Annotated in this window: 16 protein-coding genes; 1 reads left to right on the top strand and 15 read right to left on the bottom strand. The window is 71.4% G+C overall.

Annotated elements, in window-relative coordinates; genetic code table 11:
* The 5 genes from ACZ58N_RS26970 to pyrR form a co-directional block, all read right to left on the bottom strand.
* Positions 1–137, bottom strand: a 137-nt coding sequence (locus ACZ58N_RS26970; protein ID WP_381633750.1) for a carbamoyl-phosphate synthase domain-containing protein, incomplete at its 3' end; no start/stop codon positions are given.
* A complete protein-coding gene (locus ACZ58N_RS26965; protein ID WP_471164746.1) occupies positions 134–715 on the bottom strand; it encodes a PH-like domain-containing protein in 582 nt (193 codons plus the stop codon). The genes ACZ58N_RS26965 and ACZ58N_RS26970, both read right to left, overlap by 4 nt.
* Entirely contained in the window at positions 712–1,998 is a 1,287-nt protein-coding gene (locus tag ACZ58N_RS26960) for a dihydroorotase (protein ID WP_281205775.1), read from the bottom strand. The genes ACZ58N_RS26965 and ACZ58N_RS26960 overlap by 4 nt, the downstream gene beginning before the upstream one ends.
* Positions 1,999–2,000: 2 nt before the next feature.
* Positions 2,001–2,987: an aspartate carbamoyltransferase catalytic subunit gene (locus ACZ58N_RS26955; protein WP_471164743.1), complete on the bottom strand. Its 987-nt coding sequence runs from the start codon at positions 2,985–2,987 to the stop codon at positions 2,001–2,003.
* Positions 2,988–3,098: 111 nt separating this feature from the next.
* On the bottom strand, positions 3,099–3,686 hold the full coding sequence (pyrR, locus tag ACZ58N_RS26950) for a bifunctional pyr operon transcriptional regulator/uracil phosphoribosyltransferase PyrR (protein ID WP_471164740.1): 588 nt from the start codon (positions 3,684–3,686) through the stop codon (positions 3,099–3,101).
* 250 nt (positions 3,687–3,936) lie between these two features.
* Between pyrR and bldD the strand changes: the two genes are divergently transcribed.
* Complete coding sequence (bldD, locus tag ACZ58N_RS26945; protein ID WP_007263032.1) at positions 3,937–4,437, top strand: transcriptional regulator BldD; 501 nt, start codon at positions 3,937–3,939, stop codon at positions 4,435–4,437.
* A 185-nt stretch (positions 4,438–4,622) separates the two neighbouring features.
* Here bldD and nusB read toward each other — a convergent pair whose 3' ends face one another.
* From nusB to mltG, 10 genes are all read right to left on the bottom strand, one after another.
* Positions 4,623–5,057 carry a transcription antitermination factor NusB gene (gene nusB / locus ACZ58N_RS26940; RefSeq protein WP_471164738.1) on the bottom strand — a complete coding sequence of 145 codons (435 nt, stop codon included), beginning with the start codon at positions 5,055–5,057 and terminating at the stop codon, positions 4,623–4,625.
* 2 nt (positions 5,058–5,059) lie between these two features.
* Positions 5,060–5,626, bottom strand: coding sequence for an elongation factor P (gene efp, locus ACZ58N_RS26935; protein ID WP_281205779.1), 567 nt, complete (start codon positions 5,624–5,626; stop codon positions 5,060–5,062).
* A gap of 61 nt (positions 5,627–5,687) precedes the next feature.
* On the bottom strand, positions 5,688–6,794 hold the full coding sequence (locus tag ACZ58N_RS26930) for an aminopeptidase P family protein (protein WP_471164734.1): 1,107 nt from the start codon (positions 6,792–6,794) through the stop codon (positions 5,688–5,690).
* Between the two features lie 108 nt (positions 6,795–6,902).
* Positions 6,903–7,637 (bottom strand): AAA family ATPase, encoded by a 735-nt coding sequence (locus ACZ58N_RS26925; protein WP_471164732.1) that lies wholly within the window; start codon positions 7,635–7,637, stop codon positions 6,903–6,905.
* Positions 7,638–7,683: 46 nt separating this feature from the next.
* Positions 7,684–8,121, bottom strand: a complete 438-nt coding sequence (aroQ, locus tag ACZ58N_RS26920) for a type II 3-dehydroquinate dehydratase (RefSeq protein WP_471164730.1) — start codon at positions 8,119–8,121, stop codon at positions 7,684–7,686.
* On the bottom strand, positions 8,118–9,209 hold the full coding sequence (aroB, locus tag ACZ58N_RS26915; RefSeq protein WP_471164727.1) for a 3-dehydroquinate synthase: 1,092 nt from the start codon (positions 9,207–9,209) through the stop codon (positions 8,118–8,120). Before aroB ends, aroQ begins: the two co-directional genes overlap by 4 nt.
* A complete protein-coding gene (locus tag ACZ58N_RS26910; protein ID WP_471164724.1) occupies positions 9,206–9,724 on the bottom strand; it encodes a shikimate kinase in 519 nt (172 codons plus the stop codon). The genes aroB and ACZ58N_RS26910 overlap by 4 nt, the downstream gene beginning before the upstream one ends.
* Positions 9,721–10,905, bottom strand: a complete 1,185-nt coding sequence (aroC, locus tag ACZ58N_RS26905; RefSeq protein WP_471164721.1) for a chorismate synthase — start codon at positions 10,903–10,905, stop codon at positions 9,721–9,723. Before aroC ends, ACZ58N_RS26910 begins: the two co-directional genes overlap by 4 nt.
* A gap of 195 nt (positions 10,906–11,100) precedes the next feature.
* A complete protein-coding gene (locus tag ACZ58N_RS26900; protein WP_471164718.1) occupies positions 11,101–11,922 on the bottom strand; it encodes a shikimate dehydrogenase in 822 nt (273 codons plus the stop codon).
* Between the two features lie 7 nt (positions 11,923–11,929).
* Positions 11,930–13,675 carry an endolytic transglycosylase MltG gene (mltG, locus tag ACZ58N_RS26895; RefSeq protein ID WP_471164716.1) on the bottom strand — a complete coding sequence of 582 codons (1,746 nt, stop codon included), beginning with the start codon at positions 13,673–13,675 and terminating at the stop codon, positions 11,930–11,932.
* Positions 13,676–13,705 lie beyond the last annotated feature (30 nt).

Genomic DNA, 13,705 nt, shown 5'->3' with positions numbered 1-13,705 from the left:
CCGGTCATCCCGGTGGAGAACACGGCCTCGCCGAAGGTCTCCCCCACAGCGCCGTAGGCACGGCCGCGGAAGATCCGACCGTCCTCCAGGACGAGTACGGCGGGAGCTTTGGCTGCTCCCCTGGTGGAGGTCGTCATCGTTCGGCGCCTTCCGTCGTGATGGATGAGTTCATGAGGTTGATCGCTTCGACCCAGGCGGCGTGTTCGGCCGCGCGGTCGGAGCGGAATCCGGAGTCGATCAGCTTGTCGCCGTGCGCCCATGTGACGACGAGCAGACCGCCCTCGGTCAGTACCTTGCCCGCGATTCCCTTGTCGAGGCGGGCGCCGCGCAGCTGCGCGGCCGGTACGAAGAAGTCGGTGGCACCCGGTCGGACCACGTCCAGGCCCGCGTCGGTGAGCGTGAGCTCGACCCGACTGCGGACGCCCAGACCGTGGGCGACGATCCGGTCCAGCCACTGCCCGGCGGTGGTCGATCCGTGGTACCGGCCGGTCAGGGCCAGCCGGTGCTCGGGGAGACCGTCCGGGGCGGCGGGCAGCTCCGGCAGATCGCTCTGCAGTGCGCCGCGCCATTTCCAGCCCTGCCGCATCAGCCAGTACACGAACGCGATGAAGACGACCAGACCGATCACCCACGCGATGCGGGCGCCCCAGTCGGTCACCTCCGCCGACTGTCGCTCGGCAGCCTCTGCGGCCAGTTGGATTACTGCAGGTGTCACGCCAGTTTCCCGTCCACGACCGTTGCCCGGCCCCGCAGGAAGGTATGAGTGACGCGCCCCGGCAGCTCACGGCCCTCGTAAGGCGTGTTGCGGCTGCGGGAGGCGAAGTGTGCGGGGTCCACGACACCACGGTACGAGGTATCCACCAAGGTCAGGTTCGCGGGTTCACCTGCCGAGACGGGTCGGCCGTGGTTGTCGAGGCTTCCGATGCGCGCCGGAGCGAAGGACATGCGCTCCGCGACGCCCGCCCAGTCGAGCAGTCCGGTCTCGACCATTGTCTGCTGGACGACGGACAGCGCGGTCTCCAGGCCCACCATGCCCATGGCGGCGGCGGCCCACTCGCAGTCCTTGTCCTCGTGCGGGTGCGGGGCGTGGTCGGTGGCGACGATGTCGATCGTGCCGTCGGCGAGCGCCTCGCGCAGGGCCAGTACGTCGCGCTCGGTGCGCAGCGGCGGGTTGACCTTGTAGACCGCGTTGTAGGAGCGGACGAGCTCGTCGGTGAGGAGCAGGTGGTGCGGGGTGACCTCGGCGGTGACGTCGATGCCGCGGGACTTGGCCCAGCGGACGATCTCGACGGAGCCGGCCGTGGAGAGGTGGCAGATGTGCACGCGGGAACCGACGTGCTCGGCGAGGAGGACGTCGCGGGCGATGATCGACTCCTCGGCCACCGCCGGCCAGCCGCCGAGGCCGAGCTCGGCCGAGACGATGCCCTCGTTCATCTGGGCGCCCTCGGTGAGGCGGGGCTCCTGGGCGTGCTGGGCGACGACTCCGCCGAAGGCCTTCACGTACTCCAGGGCGCGGCGCATGATCACGGCGTCGTCGACGCACTTGCCGTCGTCGGAGAAGACGGTCACGCGGGCGGCGGAGTCGTGCATGGCGCCCAGCTCGGAGAGCTGCTTGCCCTCCAGGCCGACGGTGACGGCGCCGATGGGCTGCACGTCGCAGTAGCCGGACTCCTTGCCCAGGCGCCAGACCTGCTCGACGACGCCGGCGGTGTCGGCGACGGGGAAGGTGTTCGCCATGGCGAACACCGCGGTGAAGCCGCCGGAGGCGGCGGCGCGGGTGCCGGTGAGGACGGTCTCGGAGTCCTCGCGGCCGGGCTCGCGCAGGTGGGTGTGCAGGTCGACGAGGCCGGGGAGGAGGACCTGGCCGGCGGCCTCGATGACGGTCGCGCCTTCGGCGGACAGGCCCGTGCCGACCTCGGCGATGGTCTCGCCGTCGATCAGGACGTCCTGCGCCTCGCCACCGAGTACCTTCGCGCCACGGATAAGGATCTTGCTCATGGTTACTTGCTCTCCTCGGTACGGGCGGCGGTGGTGGTGACGGCGGGCTCGGAGCCCCCGAGCAGCAGGTACAGGACGGCCATCCGGGTGGAGACGCCGTTGGCGACCTGCTCGACGGCCGTGCAGCGGTCGGAGTCGGCGACCTGGGCGGTGATCTCCATGCCGCGGTTCATCGGGCCGGGGTGCATGACGATGGCGTGCTCGGGCATCCGGGCCATCCGCTCGCCGTCGAGCCCGTACCGGCGGGAGTACTCGCGCTCGGTCGGGAAGAAGGCGGCGTTCATGCGTTCGCGCTGCACACGCAGCATCATGACCGCGTCGGACTTCGGCAGCACCTCGTCGAGGTCGTACGAGACCTCGCAGGGCCAGCTCTCGACACCGATCGGCACCAGCGTGGGCGGGGCCACCACGGTCACCTCGGCGCCCAGGGTGTGGAGCAGCAGCACGTTGGAGCGGGCGACCCGGCTGTGCAGGACGTCGCCCACGATGGTGATCCGGCGGCCGGAGAGGTCCTTGCCGAGCCCGGCGTCCCGGCCGACGAGGCGGCGCCGCATGGTGAAGGCGTCCAGCAGGGCCTGGGTGGGGTGCTCGTGGGTGCCGTCGCCGGCGTTGACCACGGCGGAGTCGATCCAGCCGGAGGTCGCGAGCCGGTAGGGGGCGCCGGAGGCGTGGTGGCGGATGACGACGGCGTCCGCGCCCATGGCCTCCAGGGTCAGCGCCGTGTCCTTCAGGGATTCGCCCTTGGAAACGGAGGAACCCTTGGCGGAGAAGTTGATGACGTCGGCGGACAGCCGCTTGGCGGCGGCCTCGAACGAGATCCGGGTGCGGGTCGAGTCCTCGAAGAAGAGGTTGACGACCGTGAGGCCGCGCAGGGTGGGCAGCTTCTTGATCGGCCGGTCCGCGACGCGGGCCATCTCCTCGGCGGTGTCGAGGATCAGGACGGCGTCGTCGCGGGTGAGGTCGGCGGCCGAGATGAGGTGGCGCTTCATCTGGATGGCTCCGTAGGTCGGGAGGACGGGCGGGCTTACGGGCACGCCGGGGTGCGGGCAGGACGGATCGCGGCACGGGCCCGCCGCGGCGGGACCCGTGACCGGTGCGCGCTACTGCTGTTCGGCTGCCTGGGCGGTCCGCTGGCCGAGCAGTACGGCGTCTCGGCCGTCCTCCTCCTGGAGCTGGACCTTGACGGTCTCCCGCAGCGACGTGGGGAGGTTCTTGCCGACGTAGTCGGCGCGGATGGGCAGCTCGCGGTGGCCGCGGTCGACGAGGACCGCGAGCTGCACGGCACGCGGGCGGCCGATCGCGCCGAGGGCGTCGAGGGCGGCGCGGATGGTGCGGCCGGAGAAGAGCACGTCGTCGACGAGGATCACGAGGCGGCCGTCGATGTCGTCGCCGGGGATCTCGGTGCGGCCGATCGCCCGGGCGGGCTTCAGACGCAGGTCGTCGCGGTACATGGTGATGTCGAGGGAGCCGACCGGAATCTTCGAGCCGGTGATCTCTTCGAGCTTCTCGGCGAGCCGGCGGGCGAGGAAGACACCGCGGGTCGGGATGCCGAGGAGGACCACGTCGTCGGCGCCCTTGGCGCGTTCGACGATCTCGTGGGCGATGCGCGTCAGGACCCGGGCGATGTCCTGGGCGTCGAGGACGGGGCGCATCGGGTTCCGGTCGGACGGGGAAAGCTGGGTGTCCATGAAAAGGACCTCCTTCTCCGCCTCACGGGACGGACCTTAAAGGACGTCTGATGTACGTCGTCCACCGTAGCAGGGCCCGGTGCGGGGCCCCGCACCGGGCCCTGCGCGAACCCCTCGTCCGTGGGCGCCGCCGAGCATTCGGCTTGACGCATCCACGTAACGCTGCGTAACCTCACAGTGAGTTACCAGCCGCGCGGCGGAGCCGCACGTTGTCCAATGTCGTCACAGCGTCACAGCGTCCGGGAGCGTTATGTCCAGCGAATACGCCAAACAGCTCGGGGCCAAGCTCCGGGCCATCCGCACCCAGCAGGGCCTTTCCCTCCACGGTGTCGAGGAGAAGTCCCAGGGCCGGTGGAAGGCCGTGGTGGTCGGTTCCTACGAGCGCGGGGACCGCGCCGTGACCGTCCAGCGTCTTGCCGAACTGGCGGACTTCTACGGGGTGCCGGTGCAGGAGCTGCTTCCGGGCACGACTCCCGGCGGAGCCGCCGAGCCGCCGCCGAAGCTGCGCCTCGACCTGGAACGCCTGGCGGGCGTGCCCGCGGAGAAGGCCGGCCCGCTCCAGCGTTACGCCGCCACCATCCAGAGCCAGCGCGGTGACTACAACGGCAAGGTGCTGTCGATCCGCCAGGACGACCTGCGCACCCTGGCCGTCATCTACGACCAGTCGCCGTCGGTCCTGACCGAGCAGCTGATCAGCTGGGGCGTGCTGGACGCCGACGCGCGGCGCGCGGTGGCTCACGAGGACATCTAGTCCCTCGGGGCCGTCCCGGCCCAGCAGAAACGTTTACCGGTGGGTGCCGGGTCCCGTTCGGGGGCCGGCACCCACCGGTTTTTTGACGTCACCGTCCGGGCCGGGCAGCGGCGCCGACCCCACGGCGGACGGAAGGGCCCGCAGCGCGTTCGCTGCGGGCCCTTCCGTGAGCGCGGTACCGCGCCTCAGCTCTCGCTGCGGCGCAGGTTCGGCTTGAGGTCCTTGAAGCGGCCGAGGAGCCCGTTCACGAACGACGGCGAGTCGTCCGTGGAGAACTCCTTGGCGAGCTGGACGGCCTCGTCGATGGCCACGGCGTCCGGGGTCTCGTCGACCCAGATCAGCTCGTAGGCGCCCAGCCGGAGGATGTTCCGGTCGGCGACCGGCATGCGGTCGAGCTCCCAGTCCACGGCGTAGGTGATGATCAGATCGTCGATCCGGTTCACCTTGTCGGCGTAACCCTCGACGAGATCCATCGTGTAGGCGGCGACCGACGGCTGCCGGTCGTCCGACCGCGAGTGGCGGATCCAGTCCGCGAGGACCTCGCGCACGGGAACACCGCGCTGGTCGGCCTCGAAGAGGATCTGGAAAGCGCGCTTGCGCGCGTTGCTCCGGGCAGCCACGGTTAGCTGTTCACCCGGCCGAGGTAGGAGCTCGTGCGGGTGTCGACCTTGATCTTCTCGCCGGTGGTGACGAAGAGCGGGACCTGGATCTCGTGACCGGTCTCCAGCTTGGCGGGCTTGGTGCCGCCGGTGGAGCGGTCGCCCTGGACGCCCGGGTCGGTGTGCTCGATGACGAGCTCGACGGCGGCCGGCAGCTCGACGTAGAGCACCTCGCCCTCGTGCTGGGCCACCGAGGCGGTGAAGCCCTCGATCAGGAAGTTGGCGGCGTCGCCGACGGCCTTCTTGTCGACCATCAGCTGGTCGAAGGTGCTCATGTCCATGAAGACGAAGTACTCGCCGTCCATGTACGAGAACTGCATGTCACGGCGGTCGATGGTGGCCGTCTCGACCTTCGTGCCGGCGTTGAAGGTCTTGTCGACGACCTTGCCGGAGAGCACGTGCTTGAGCTTGGTGCGCACGAAGGCCGGGCCCTTGCCGGGCTTGACGTGCTGGAACTCGACGACGGACCAGAGCTGGTCACCGTCGAGCTTGAGCACCATGCCGTTCTTGAGGTCGTTCGTGGAAGCCACGGTTGCGGAATCTCCTGCACTGGAAGACCAAGGGTGCGCACTCCCGGCCCGGCAACGCGGGCTAGAGCGCGAGCAGCTCCTTGGTCGTAATGGTGAGTAGCTCGGGACCGCCGTCCGCCTCGGGGCGCACGACGAGCGTGTCATCGATCCGGACACCTCCCCGGCCCGGGAGGTGAACCCCCGGTTCGACGGTGACCGGCACGCAAGCGTCCAGTTTACCCATTGCCGTAGGTGCAAGCTGCGGGTCCTCGTCGATTTCGAGACCGACCCCGTGTCCCATCGACCCGGCGAGGGCCTCGCCGTGCCCCGCGGAGTCCAGTACGGAGCGCGCCGCGCGGTCCACGTCGCGGTACGCGGCTCCCGGCAGCAGGGACTCCCGGCCCGCCCGCTGGGCGGCGAAGACGAGGTCGTAGAGCTCGATCTGCCAGTCGGCCGGGGTGGTGCCGATCACGAAGGTACGGCCGATCTCGCAGCGGTATCCGCGGTAGTTCGCGCCCAGGCAGACGGAGAGGAAGTCGCCCTCCTCCACCCGCCGGTCGGACGGCCGGTGCCGGGAGCGCCCGGAGTGCGGGCCGGTGCCGACGGACGTCGGGAAGGCGGGCCCGTCGGCTCCGTGGTCGACGAGGCGGCGTTCCAGCTCCAGCGCGAGGTGGCGTTCCGTACGACCCACGAGGATGGATTCCAGCAGCTCACCGAGGGCCTGGTCGGCGATCTCGGCGGCGATCCGCAGGCAGGCGATCTCGTCCTCGTCCTTGACCAGGCGCTGCTGTTCCACGGCCGCACCGAGGTCGGCCAGACGCAGCCGGGGCGCGACGGAGTGCAGGGCTCGGTGCCTGCCGACGGTCAGGTGGTGCTCCTCGACGGCGAGGGACTCGGCCCGTACGGAGGCCGCCAGGTCGGCGGCGGCCACCGCCGGATCCGCGCCGGGGCTCGGCAGGACGGAGAGCCGCAGGTGTTCGTCCAGGCGCCCCTCGTCGGCCTCGCCGGTGGGGGCGCCCGCGCAGAACATCACGTCCTCGGACGGTCCGACCAGCAGGACCGCGTCGAGCGGGGAGGCCCCGGCGAGGTAGCGGACGTTCGCGGGACGCGTGATCAGGGCGGCGGAGTTGCCCGCCGCTGCGCAGCGGTCGCGGAGCAGGCCCCTGCGGGCCGCGTACACGTCTGACATGTCTTCGAGCCTACGAGCGCACGGACCATCCGGCCCGGCGAGCGCGTCCGCACGGGGCCGGGCGGCGCCGTGCCCCGGCCCCGTCCCCGTGCCCTCACCAGGGCCGGGTCACCAGCTCCCGGGGGTCGCCAGGGCCCGTGCGAGGGCCTCGTCGAGGGCGCGGGCGGTGCCCTCGACGTCGAGGTGGGAGTTGTCGATGATGGGCAGGCCGGACCCGTACCAGCCGGCCATCCGGCCGTGGATGCGGGCGACCTCCTCGTCGGAGAGCCTGCGGTTGCCCGAGCGGGCGGCGTTGCGGTCCAGGACGATCTCCAGGCCCGGCAGCAGCACCACGGGCAGCAGCCCGGGGCCCACGTGCCGTTTCCAGCCGCCCAGGCCGACCACGGGGCGGTCGGGGAAGACGGCGTCGTCGAGGATGCAGGAGATGCCGTTGGCCAGGAAGTTGCGGGCGGCGAACCCGCAGGTGCGGCGGGCCAGGCGGTACTGGGCCTCGGAGTGCTCGTTCCAGCCGGTCTGCGGGTCCGCGAAGCCCGAGCAGACCCATTCGCGGACGTCGTCGAGGCTGATGTGCGCGGTCGGCACCGGGCGGGTGCCCGCCCAGTGCCGGGCCACGGTCGTCTTGCCCGCGCCGGCCGGGCCGATGAGCAGCACCGCGAGGGTGGCGCCGCCCGTGCCGGGCGGGGGCGGCCCGGCCGGCTCCGGCACGGCCGGGGGCAGCGGGACGTGTCCCGTGGCGTCGGGGACCGGGGTGACCGGCCAGCCCTGCGCAGGGGGTATCGGCGGCTGCGGGGGTGCCGCCGGGTGTTGTCCCGGCGGACCCCAGCCCCCCACTCCGTGCTGCATCCGCGCCACTCCGTCTCGTTCAGGCGACTGATGCGAGAACGTTATCTCAGGCCGTGACCTCTTCGGCCAGCGCACGGAGCGCCAGCCGGTAGGAGCCCAGCCCGAAGCCCGCCACGGTACCCGTCGCCACGGCCGCGATGACCGAGGTGTGACGGAACTCCTCCCGGGCGTACGGGTTGGAGATGTGCACCTCGATGAGCGGCGCGGTCCGCTGGGCCGCGGCGTCGCGCATGGCGTACGAGTAGTGCGTGAAGGCGCCCGGATTGATCACCACCGGGATCTTCCCGTCCGCCGCCTCGTGCAGCCAACGGACCAGCTCGCCCTCGTCGTTGGTCTCGCGGACCTCCACGTCGAAGCCGAGCTCCGCGCCCAGGGTGCGGCAGCTCTCGACGAGTCCGGCGTACGAGGTGGCCCCGTACACGTCGGGTTCGCGGGACCCGAGCCGGCCCAGGTTGGGGCCGTTCAGGACGAGTACCCGGCTCACGCCGCGACCTCGCCGAAAGCGGCGAACAGCACGGCCGGGTCGGGGCCCTCCAGGACGGTCGGCTTGCCGAGCCCGTCGAGGACGATGAAGCGCAGCAGGTCGCCGCGGGACTTCTTGTCGAGCTTCATCGTCTCCAGCAGCTTGGGCCACTGGTCGCCCCGGTAGGTCAGCGGCAGGCCGACCGAGGCGAGGACCGCCTTGTGCCGGTCGGCCGTCGCGTCGTCGAGGCGTCCGGCGAGGCGGCCGAGTTCGGCGGCGAAGACCATGCCGACGGAAACGGCGGCGCCGTGGCGCCACTTGTAGCGCTCGTTCTTCTCGATGGCGTGCGCGAGGGTGTGGCCGTAGTTGAGGATCTCCCGCAGCCCGGCTTCCTTGAGGTCGCTGGAGACCACGTCGGCCTTGACCCGGATGGAGCGGACGATCAGCTCGGCGGTGTGCGGGCCGGCGGGCGTACGTGCCGCCTGCGGGTCCTCCTCGATCAGGTCGAGGATCACCGGGTCGGTGATGAAACCGGCCTTGATGATCTCGGCGAGGCCGCTGACGTAGTCGTTGACCGGCAGCGAGTCCAGCGCCGCCAGGTCGCAGAGCACACCGGCCGGCGGGTGGAAGGCGCCGACGAGGTTCTTGCCCTCGGCCGTGTTGATGCCGGTCTTGCCGCCGACGGCCGCGTCGACCATCGCCAGGACGGTGGTCGGAACCGCGATCCAGCGCACCCCGCGCAGCCAGGAGGCCGCGACGAAGCCCGCGAGGTCGGTGGTGGCGCCGCCGCCCACGCCGACGATGACGTCGGTGCGGGTGAAGCCGGACTGGCCGAGCGCCTTCCAGCAGTACGCGGCGACCTCGACCGTCTTGGCCTCCTCGGCGTTCGGCACCTGGATGGCGACGGCCTCGTAGCCCTGGGCCGCCAGGTCGTCCCGCAGCGCCTCACCGGTCGAGGCCAGCGCCTCGGGGTGGATCACCGCGACCCGCTGTGCCTTCGTGCCGATCAGGCTGCCCAGCTCGCCGAGCAACTGCCGGCCGACCAGCACGTCGTACGCGTCGTGCCCGGCGCTCGCGCCGACGTTGATCCGCGTCACCTGGTCTGTCATACGTCCTTCAACTCCAGAGCGTCGAGGACCGCCTGGGCGACCTCTTCGGGGGTGCGGTCGTCGGTGGCCACCACGACGCGCGCGACTTCGGTGTACAGGGGGCGCCGGGCCTCCATCAGCTCGCGCCACTGGCGGCGCGGGTTGACGGCGAGCAGCGGTCGTGCGGCGCCGAGGCCGACGCGGCGCACGGCCTCCTCGACGTCCATCGACAGGTAGACGACGGGCAGCCCGGCGAGCAGGCCGCGCGTGCCCTCGTCGAGGACGGCACCGCCGCCGAGGGCGAGGACTCCGGTGTGCTCGGCGACGGCGGCCGCGACGGCCCGCCGCTCCAGCTCGCGGAAGTACGGCTCGCCCTCGTCGACGAACAGGTCGGAGATCTCCCGGCCCTGGGCCGCGACGATGTCGGCGTCCGTGTCCCGGTAGGGGACGCCCAGCCGTTCGGCGAGCAGGCTCCCCACCGTGGACTTGCCGGACCCCATGGGGCCGACGAGGACGACCAGTGGTCCGGCCGTCACCGGATCTGCAGGTTGTCGAGGTAGGACCGGACGTTGCGGCGGGTCTCGGCGACCGAGTCGCCGCCGAACTTCTCGACGACGGCGTCGGCGAGGACCAGCGCGACCATGGCCTCGGCGACGATGCCGGCGGCCGGGACGGCACAGACGTCGGAGCGCTGGTGGTGTGCCACCGTCGCCTCACCGGTCGCCACGTCCACGGTGGCCAGCGCGCGCGGCACGGTCGCGATGGGCTTCATCGCGGCCCGTACGCGCAGCAGTTCACCGGTGGTCAGACCGCCCTCGGTGCCGCCGGAGCGGCCGGAGGTCCGCTTCAGTCCCTCGGGGGTGGAGACGATCTCGTCGTGGGCCTGCGAGCCGGGCACGCGGGCCAGGTCGAAGCCGTCGCCGACCTCGACGCCCTTGATGGCCTGGATGCCCATGAGGGCGGCGGCGAGACGCGCGTCGAGCCGGCGGTCCCAGTGGACGTGCGAGCCGAGGCCGACGGGCACGCCGTAGGCGAGGACCTCGACGACGCCGCCGAGGGTGTCACCGTCCTTGTGGGCCTGGTCGATCTCGGCGACCATCGCCTTGCTCGCGTCGGCGTCGAGGCAGCGCACCGGGTCGGCGTCGAGCTTGTCGACGTCGGCGGGGGTCGGGAGGACGCCGTACGGGGCCTTGGCCGCGGCCAGTTCCACCACGTGGGAGACGATCTCGATGCCCGCGACCTCCTTGATGAAGGAGCGGGCGACGGCGCCGAGGGCGACGCGGGCGGCGGTCTCACGGGCGCTGGCGCGCTCCAGGATCGGCCGGGCCTCGTCGAAGCCGTACTTCTGCATGCCCGCGAGGTCGGCGTGGCCGGGGCGCGGGCGGGTGAGCGGCGCGTTGCGGCCGGTCTCCTTGAGCAGCGACGGGTCGACCGGGTCGGCCGACATCACGGTCTCCCACTTGGGCCACTCGGTGTTGCCGATCATGACGGCGATCGGGGAGCCCTGGGACAGGCCGTGGCGGACGCCGCCGAGGAAGGTGATCTCGTCCTGCTCGAACTTCATCCGGGCACCGCGGCCATAGCCGAGCCGGCGCCGGGCCAGGTGATCGGCCACCAGCTCGGTGGTGACCGGGACGCCGGCGGGAAGACCCTCCAGCGTCGCGACCAGTGCCGGTCCGTGCGACTCTCCTGCGGTCAGCCAACGCAACCTGCTCAACGATGCTCCTCATGCTCGCGCCTGGCACAGCGATGGCGCGATCGGGTGCGCGGCCCTGACCCGCCGTACCCGATCCTCCCATGTCCGGAGGGATGTCCCGGGCCGCGGTCCAGCTATCGGACGGCTCGTCCGCCAGGTGGGCCGCCGGTCGGGCATGCCGGGGCGTCGGTGCGGGCCGGATCCGTCGGTCGGTCCCTACCGCTCGGCGAGGGCCCGCTCCCCCGCGGCGCGCATGGCGGCGAGCGGTCCGGGACGGCCGGTCATCGCGCCGACCTGGAGCACCGCCTGGTGGACCAGCAGGTCCAGGCCGCCGACGACCTTGCCACCGCGCGCCGACCAGGCCGCGGCCAGGGCCGTCGGCCAGGGGTCGTACAGGACGTCGAAGAGCGTCCCGGCGCCCTCGGGGACGGCCGCGGCCAGGGAGTCCGTCGTACCGGCCGGGGTCGTCGCGATGACCAGCGGCGCCGCGAGCGCCTCGGCCGCGTCCGACCAGTCGGCGGTGCGCACGGCCACGCCCAGCCGGTCGCCCCACCGGTGCATCTCCTCGGCGCGGGGGCGCGAGCGGACGTACGCGGTGACCTCGCCGGTGCAGATCCGGGAGAGGGCGGCCAGCGCCGAGGAGGCGGTGGCGCCCGCTCCGAGGACGGCCGCGGCGGGCACCTTCTCGACGCCCCGCTCGTGCAGGGCCGAGACGATGCCGGGGATGTCCGTGTTGTCGCCGAGGCGGCGGCCGTCCTCGGTCATCACGACCGTGTTGACCGCCTCCACCGAGGCGGCGGTGTCGCTGACGCCGTCGAGGAGCGGGATGACCGCCCGCTTGAGCGGCATCGTCAGCGACAGCCCGGCCCACTCGGGGCCGAGCCCGCCCACGAACGCCGGGAGGGCGGCCTCGTCGATCTCGAACCGGTCGTACGACCAGTCGTCGAGGCCGAGCTCCCGGTAGGCGGCGCGGTGCAGCACCGGTGAGAGGGAGTGCTCGATGGGCGAACCCAGCACCGCGGCCCGTATCCGTGACATGTCGTGCCTATCCGCCGTTCTTCTGGTTCTGCCGCGCGAGGAACTCGTCCACCAGTTTCTGGTGTTCCTCGTAGGTCTTGGTGAAGGTCGTCGTCTTGCTGTCGACCGACACGAAGAACATCCAACCGCCGTGGTCGGGGTTGAGCGTGGCGTTCAGCGCTTCCTCGCCGGGGTTCCCGATCGGACCGGGGGGCAGGCCCTTGACGAAGTGCGTGTTGTAGGGGTTGTCGAGCGCCCTGGCTTCCTTGATGTTGAAGTTCAGGTGGCTGGTGCGCTTGATGTAGTTGTAGGTCGAGTCGAATTCGATCTTCTGGTTGGTGACGTCGTTCGTCTTCTTCAGACGGTTGTAGACGACCTCGGACATCTTCCGGAAGTCCTCGTGGTGCTTGCCCTCGGCGTTGACGAGGCTGGCCACCGTGATCACCTGGAGCGGGTTCTCCAGGCCGAGTTCCTTGGCCTTGCCCTCGACGCCCAGCTCGGTGTACTTGTCGGACGCGTTCTTGACCATCTGCCGGAGGATCGTCTCCGGCGTGCTGTCCTTGCCGATGTCGTAGCGCGCCGGGAAGAGGAAACCCTCCAGCGGGTCGATGAGCTTCGGGTTGTTGCCGGCCCAGGCGGGCAGACCGAGGTTCTTGGCGTCGCGCTTGGCGATCTCCTCGGTGGTGCCGGCCTGCTTGCCGAGGCGCTTGTCGATGAGCTCGTAGACCTCGTAGGTCCGCTTGCCCTCCGGCACGGTGAGCACGTTCAGCTTGCTCGGGTCCAGCATGACGGTGACGGCGGCGGCGGCCGACATCTTCTTCTTCAGCGGGTAGACACCCGGCTGGATCGCCTTGCCCTTGGCGCCGGCCGCCGCCGTGAACGCGTCGACGCTCGCGACGATGCCGTTCTTCTTCAGGATGTTGCCGATCTGCGCGATGGTGGACCCCTGGGGGATCTCCACGTCGATCGCCTCGCCGCTGCCCTCGCCCGCGAAGTCGGCGGCCGTCGCGAACCGCTCCTTGATGTAGGAGTAGCCGTAGTAGCCGCCACCGCCGACCACACCGACGATGACCAGGGCCGCGACCAGGCAGGCCGTGCCGCTGCGCTTCTTCTCCTTGGTCTTCTTGCCGCCGCCCTTGCGGTCGCCGCGACGGCCGCGCGGCTCGTCGTCGTCGCCCCCGCCACCCGTGGCGAGCAGCTCGGACTCGGCCTCCTCCTCCGGCTCGTCGACCGGATCGGGCTCCAGGTGTCGCCGACCCGGCGGCTGCGGCGGCGGGTAGGCGTCCTCGGTGGTGTACAGGTCGGGGGCCTCACCGGGGTAGCCGGTGACGGACTGTTGCGCGTACGGATCGACCACCGCGTAGGGGTCGGCCTGGACGGCGGCGACGTACTGGCCCTGGCCGGTGTCCCAGCCCTGGGCGTCGTACCCCGGCTGCTGGGGCTGCGCCTGCGGCTGGGCGCCGGGGTGCTGCGGGGCGTAGCCCTGCTGCTGGTCGGCGTACTGCGGGTACGGGGCGGCGTACTGCTGCTGGTACTGCGGGTCCGGGTACTGCTGGTCCGGGTACTGCTGCGGACCTCCCTGGTACTGCGGTACCTGCTCCTGGTACTGGTACTGGGGCACCTGCTCCTGGTACTGCGGCGCCTGCTGCTGCGGTGCGCCGCCGTACGGCACCTGGCCCTGCTGGGTCTGGTGCGCGGTCCACCCCTGGTCCCCGTAGAGGGGATCCTCGGGATGCCACGGTTCGGAGCCGCCGCCCCGGCCATACTCAGTCATCGGTCCCCTAGAGCCGCGAGACGAAGGCCA

The sequence above is a fragment of the Streptomyces sp. NPDC040432 genome, from assembly GCF_055595445.1.
The sequence above is the reverse complement of the archived record's forward strand: the minus strand, read 5'-3'. Positions and strand labels throughout refer to the sequence as shown.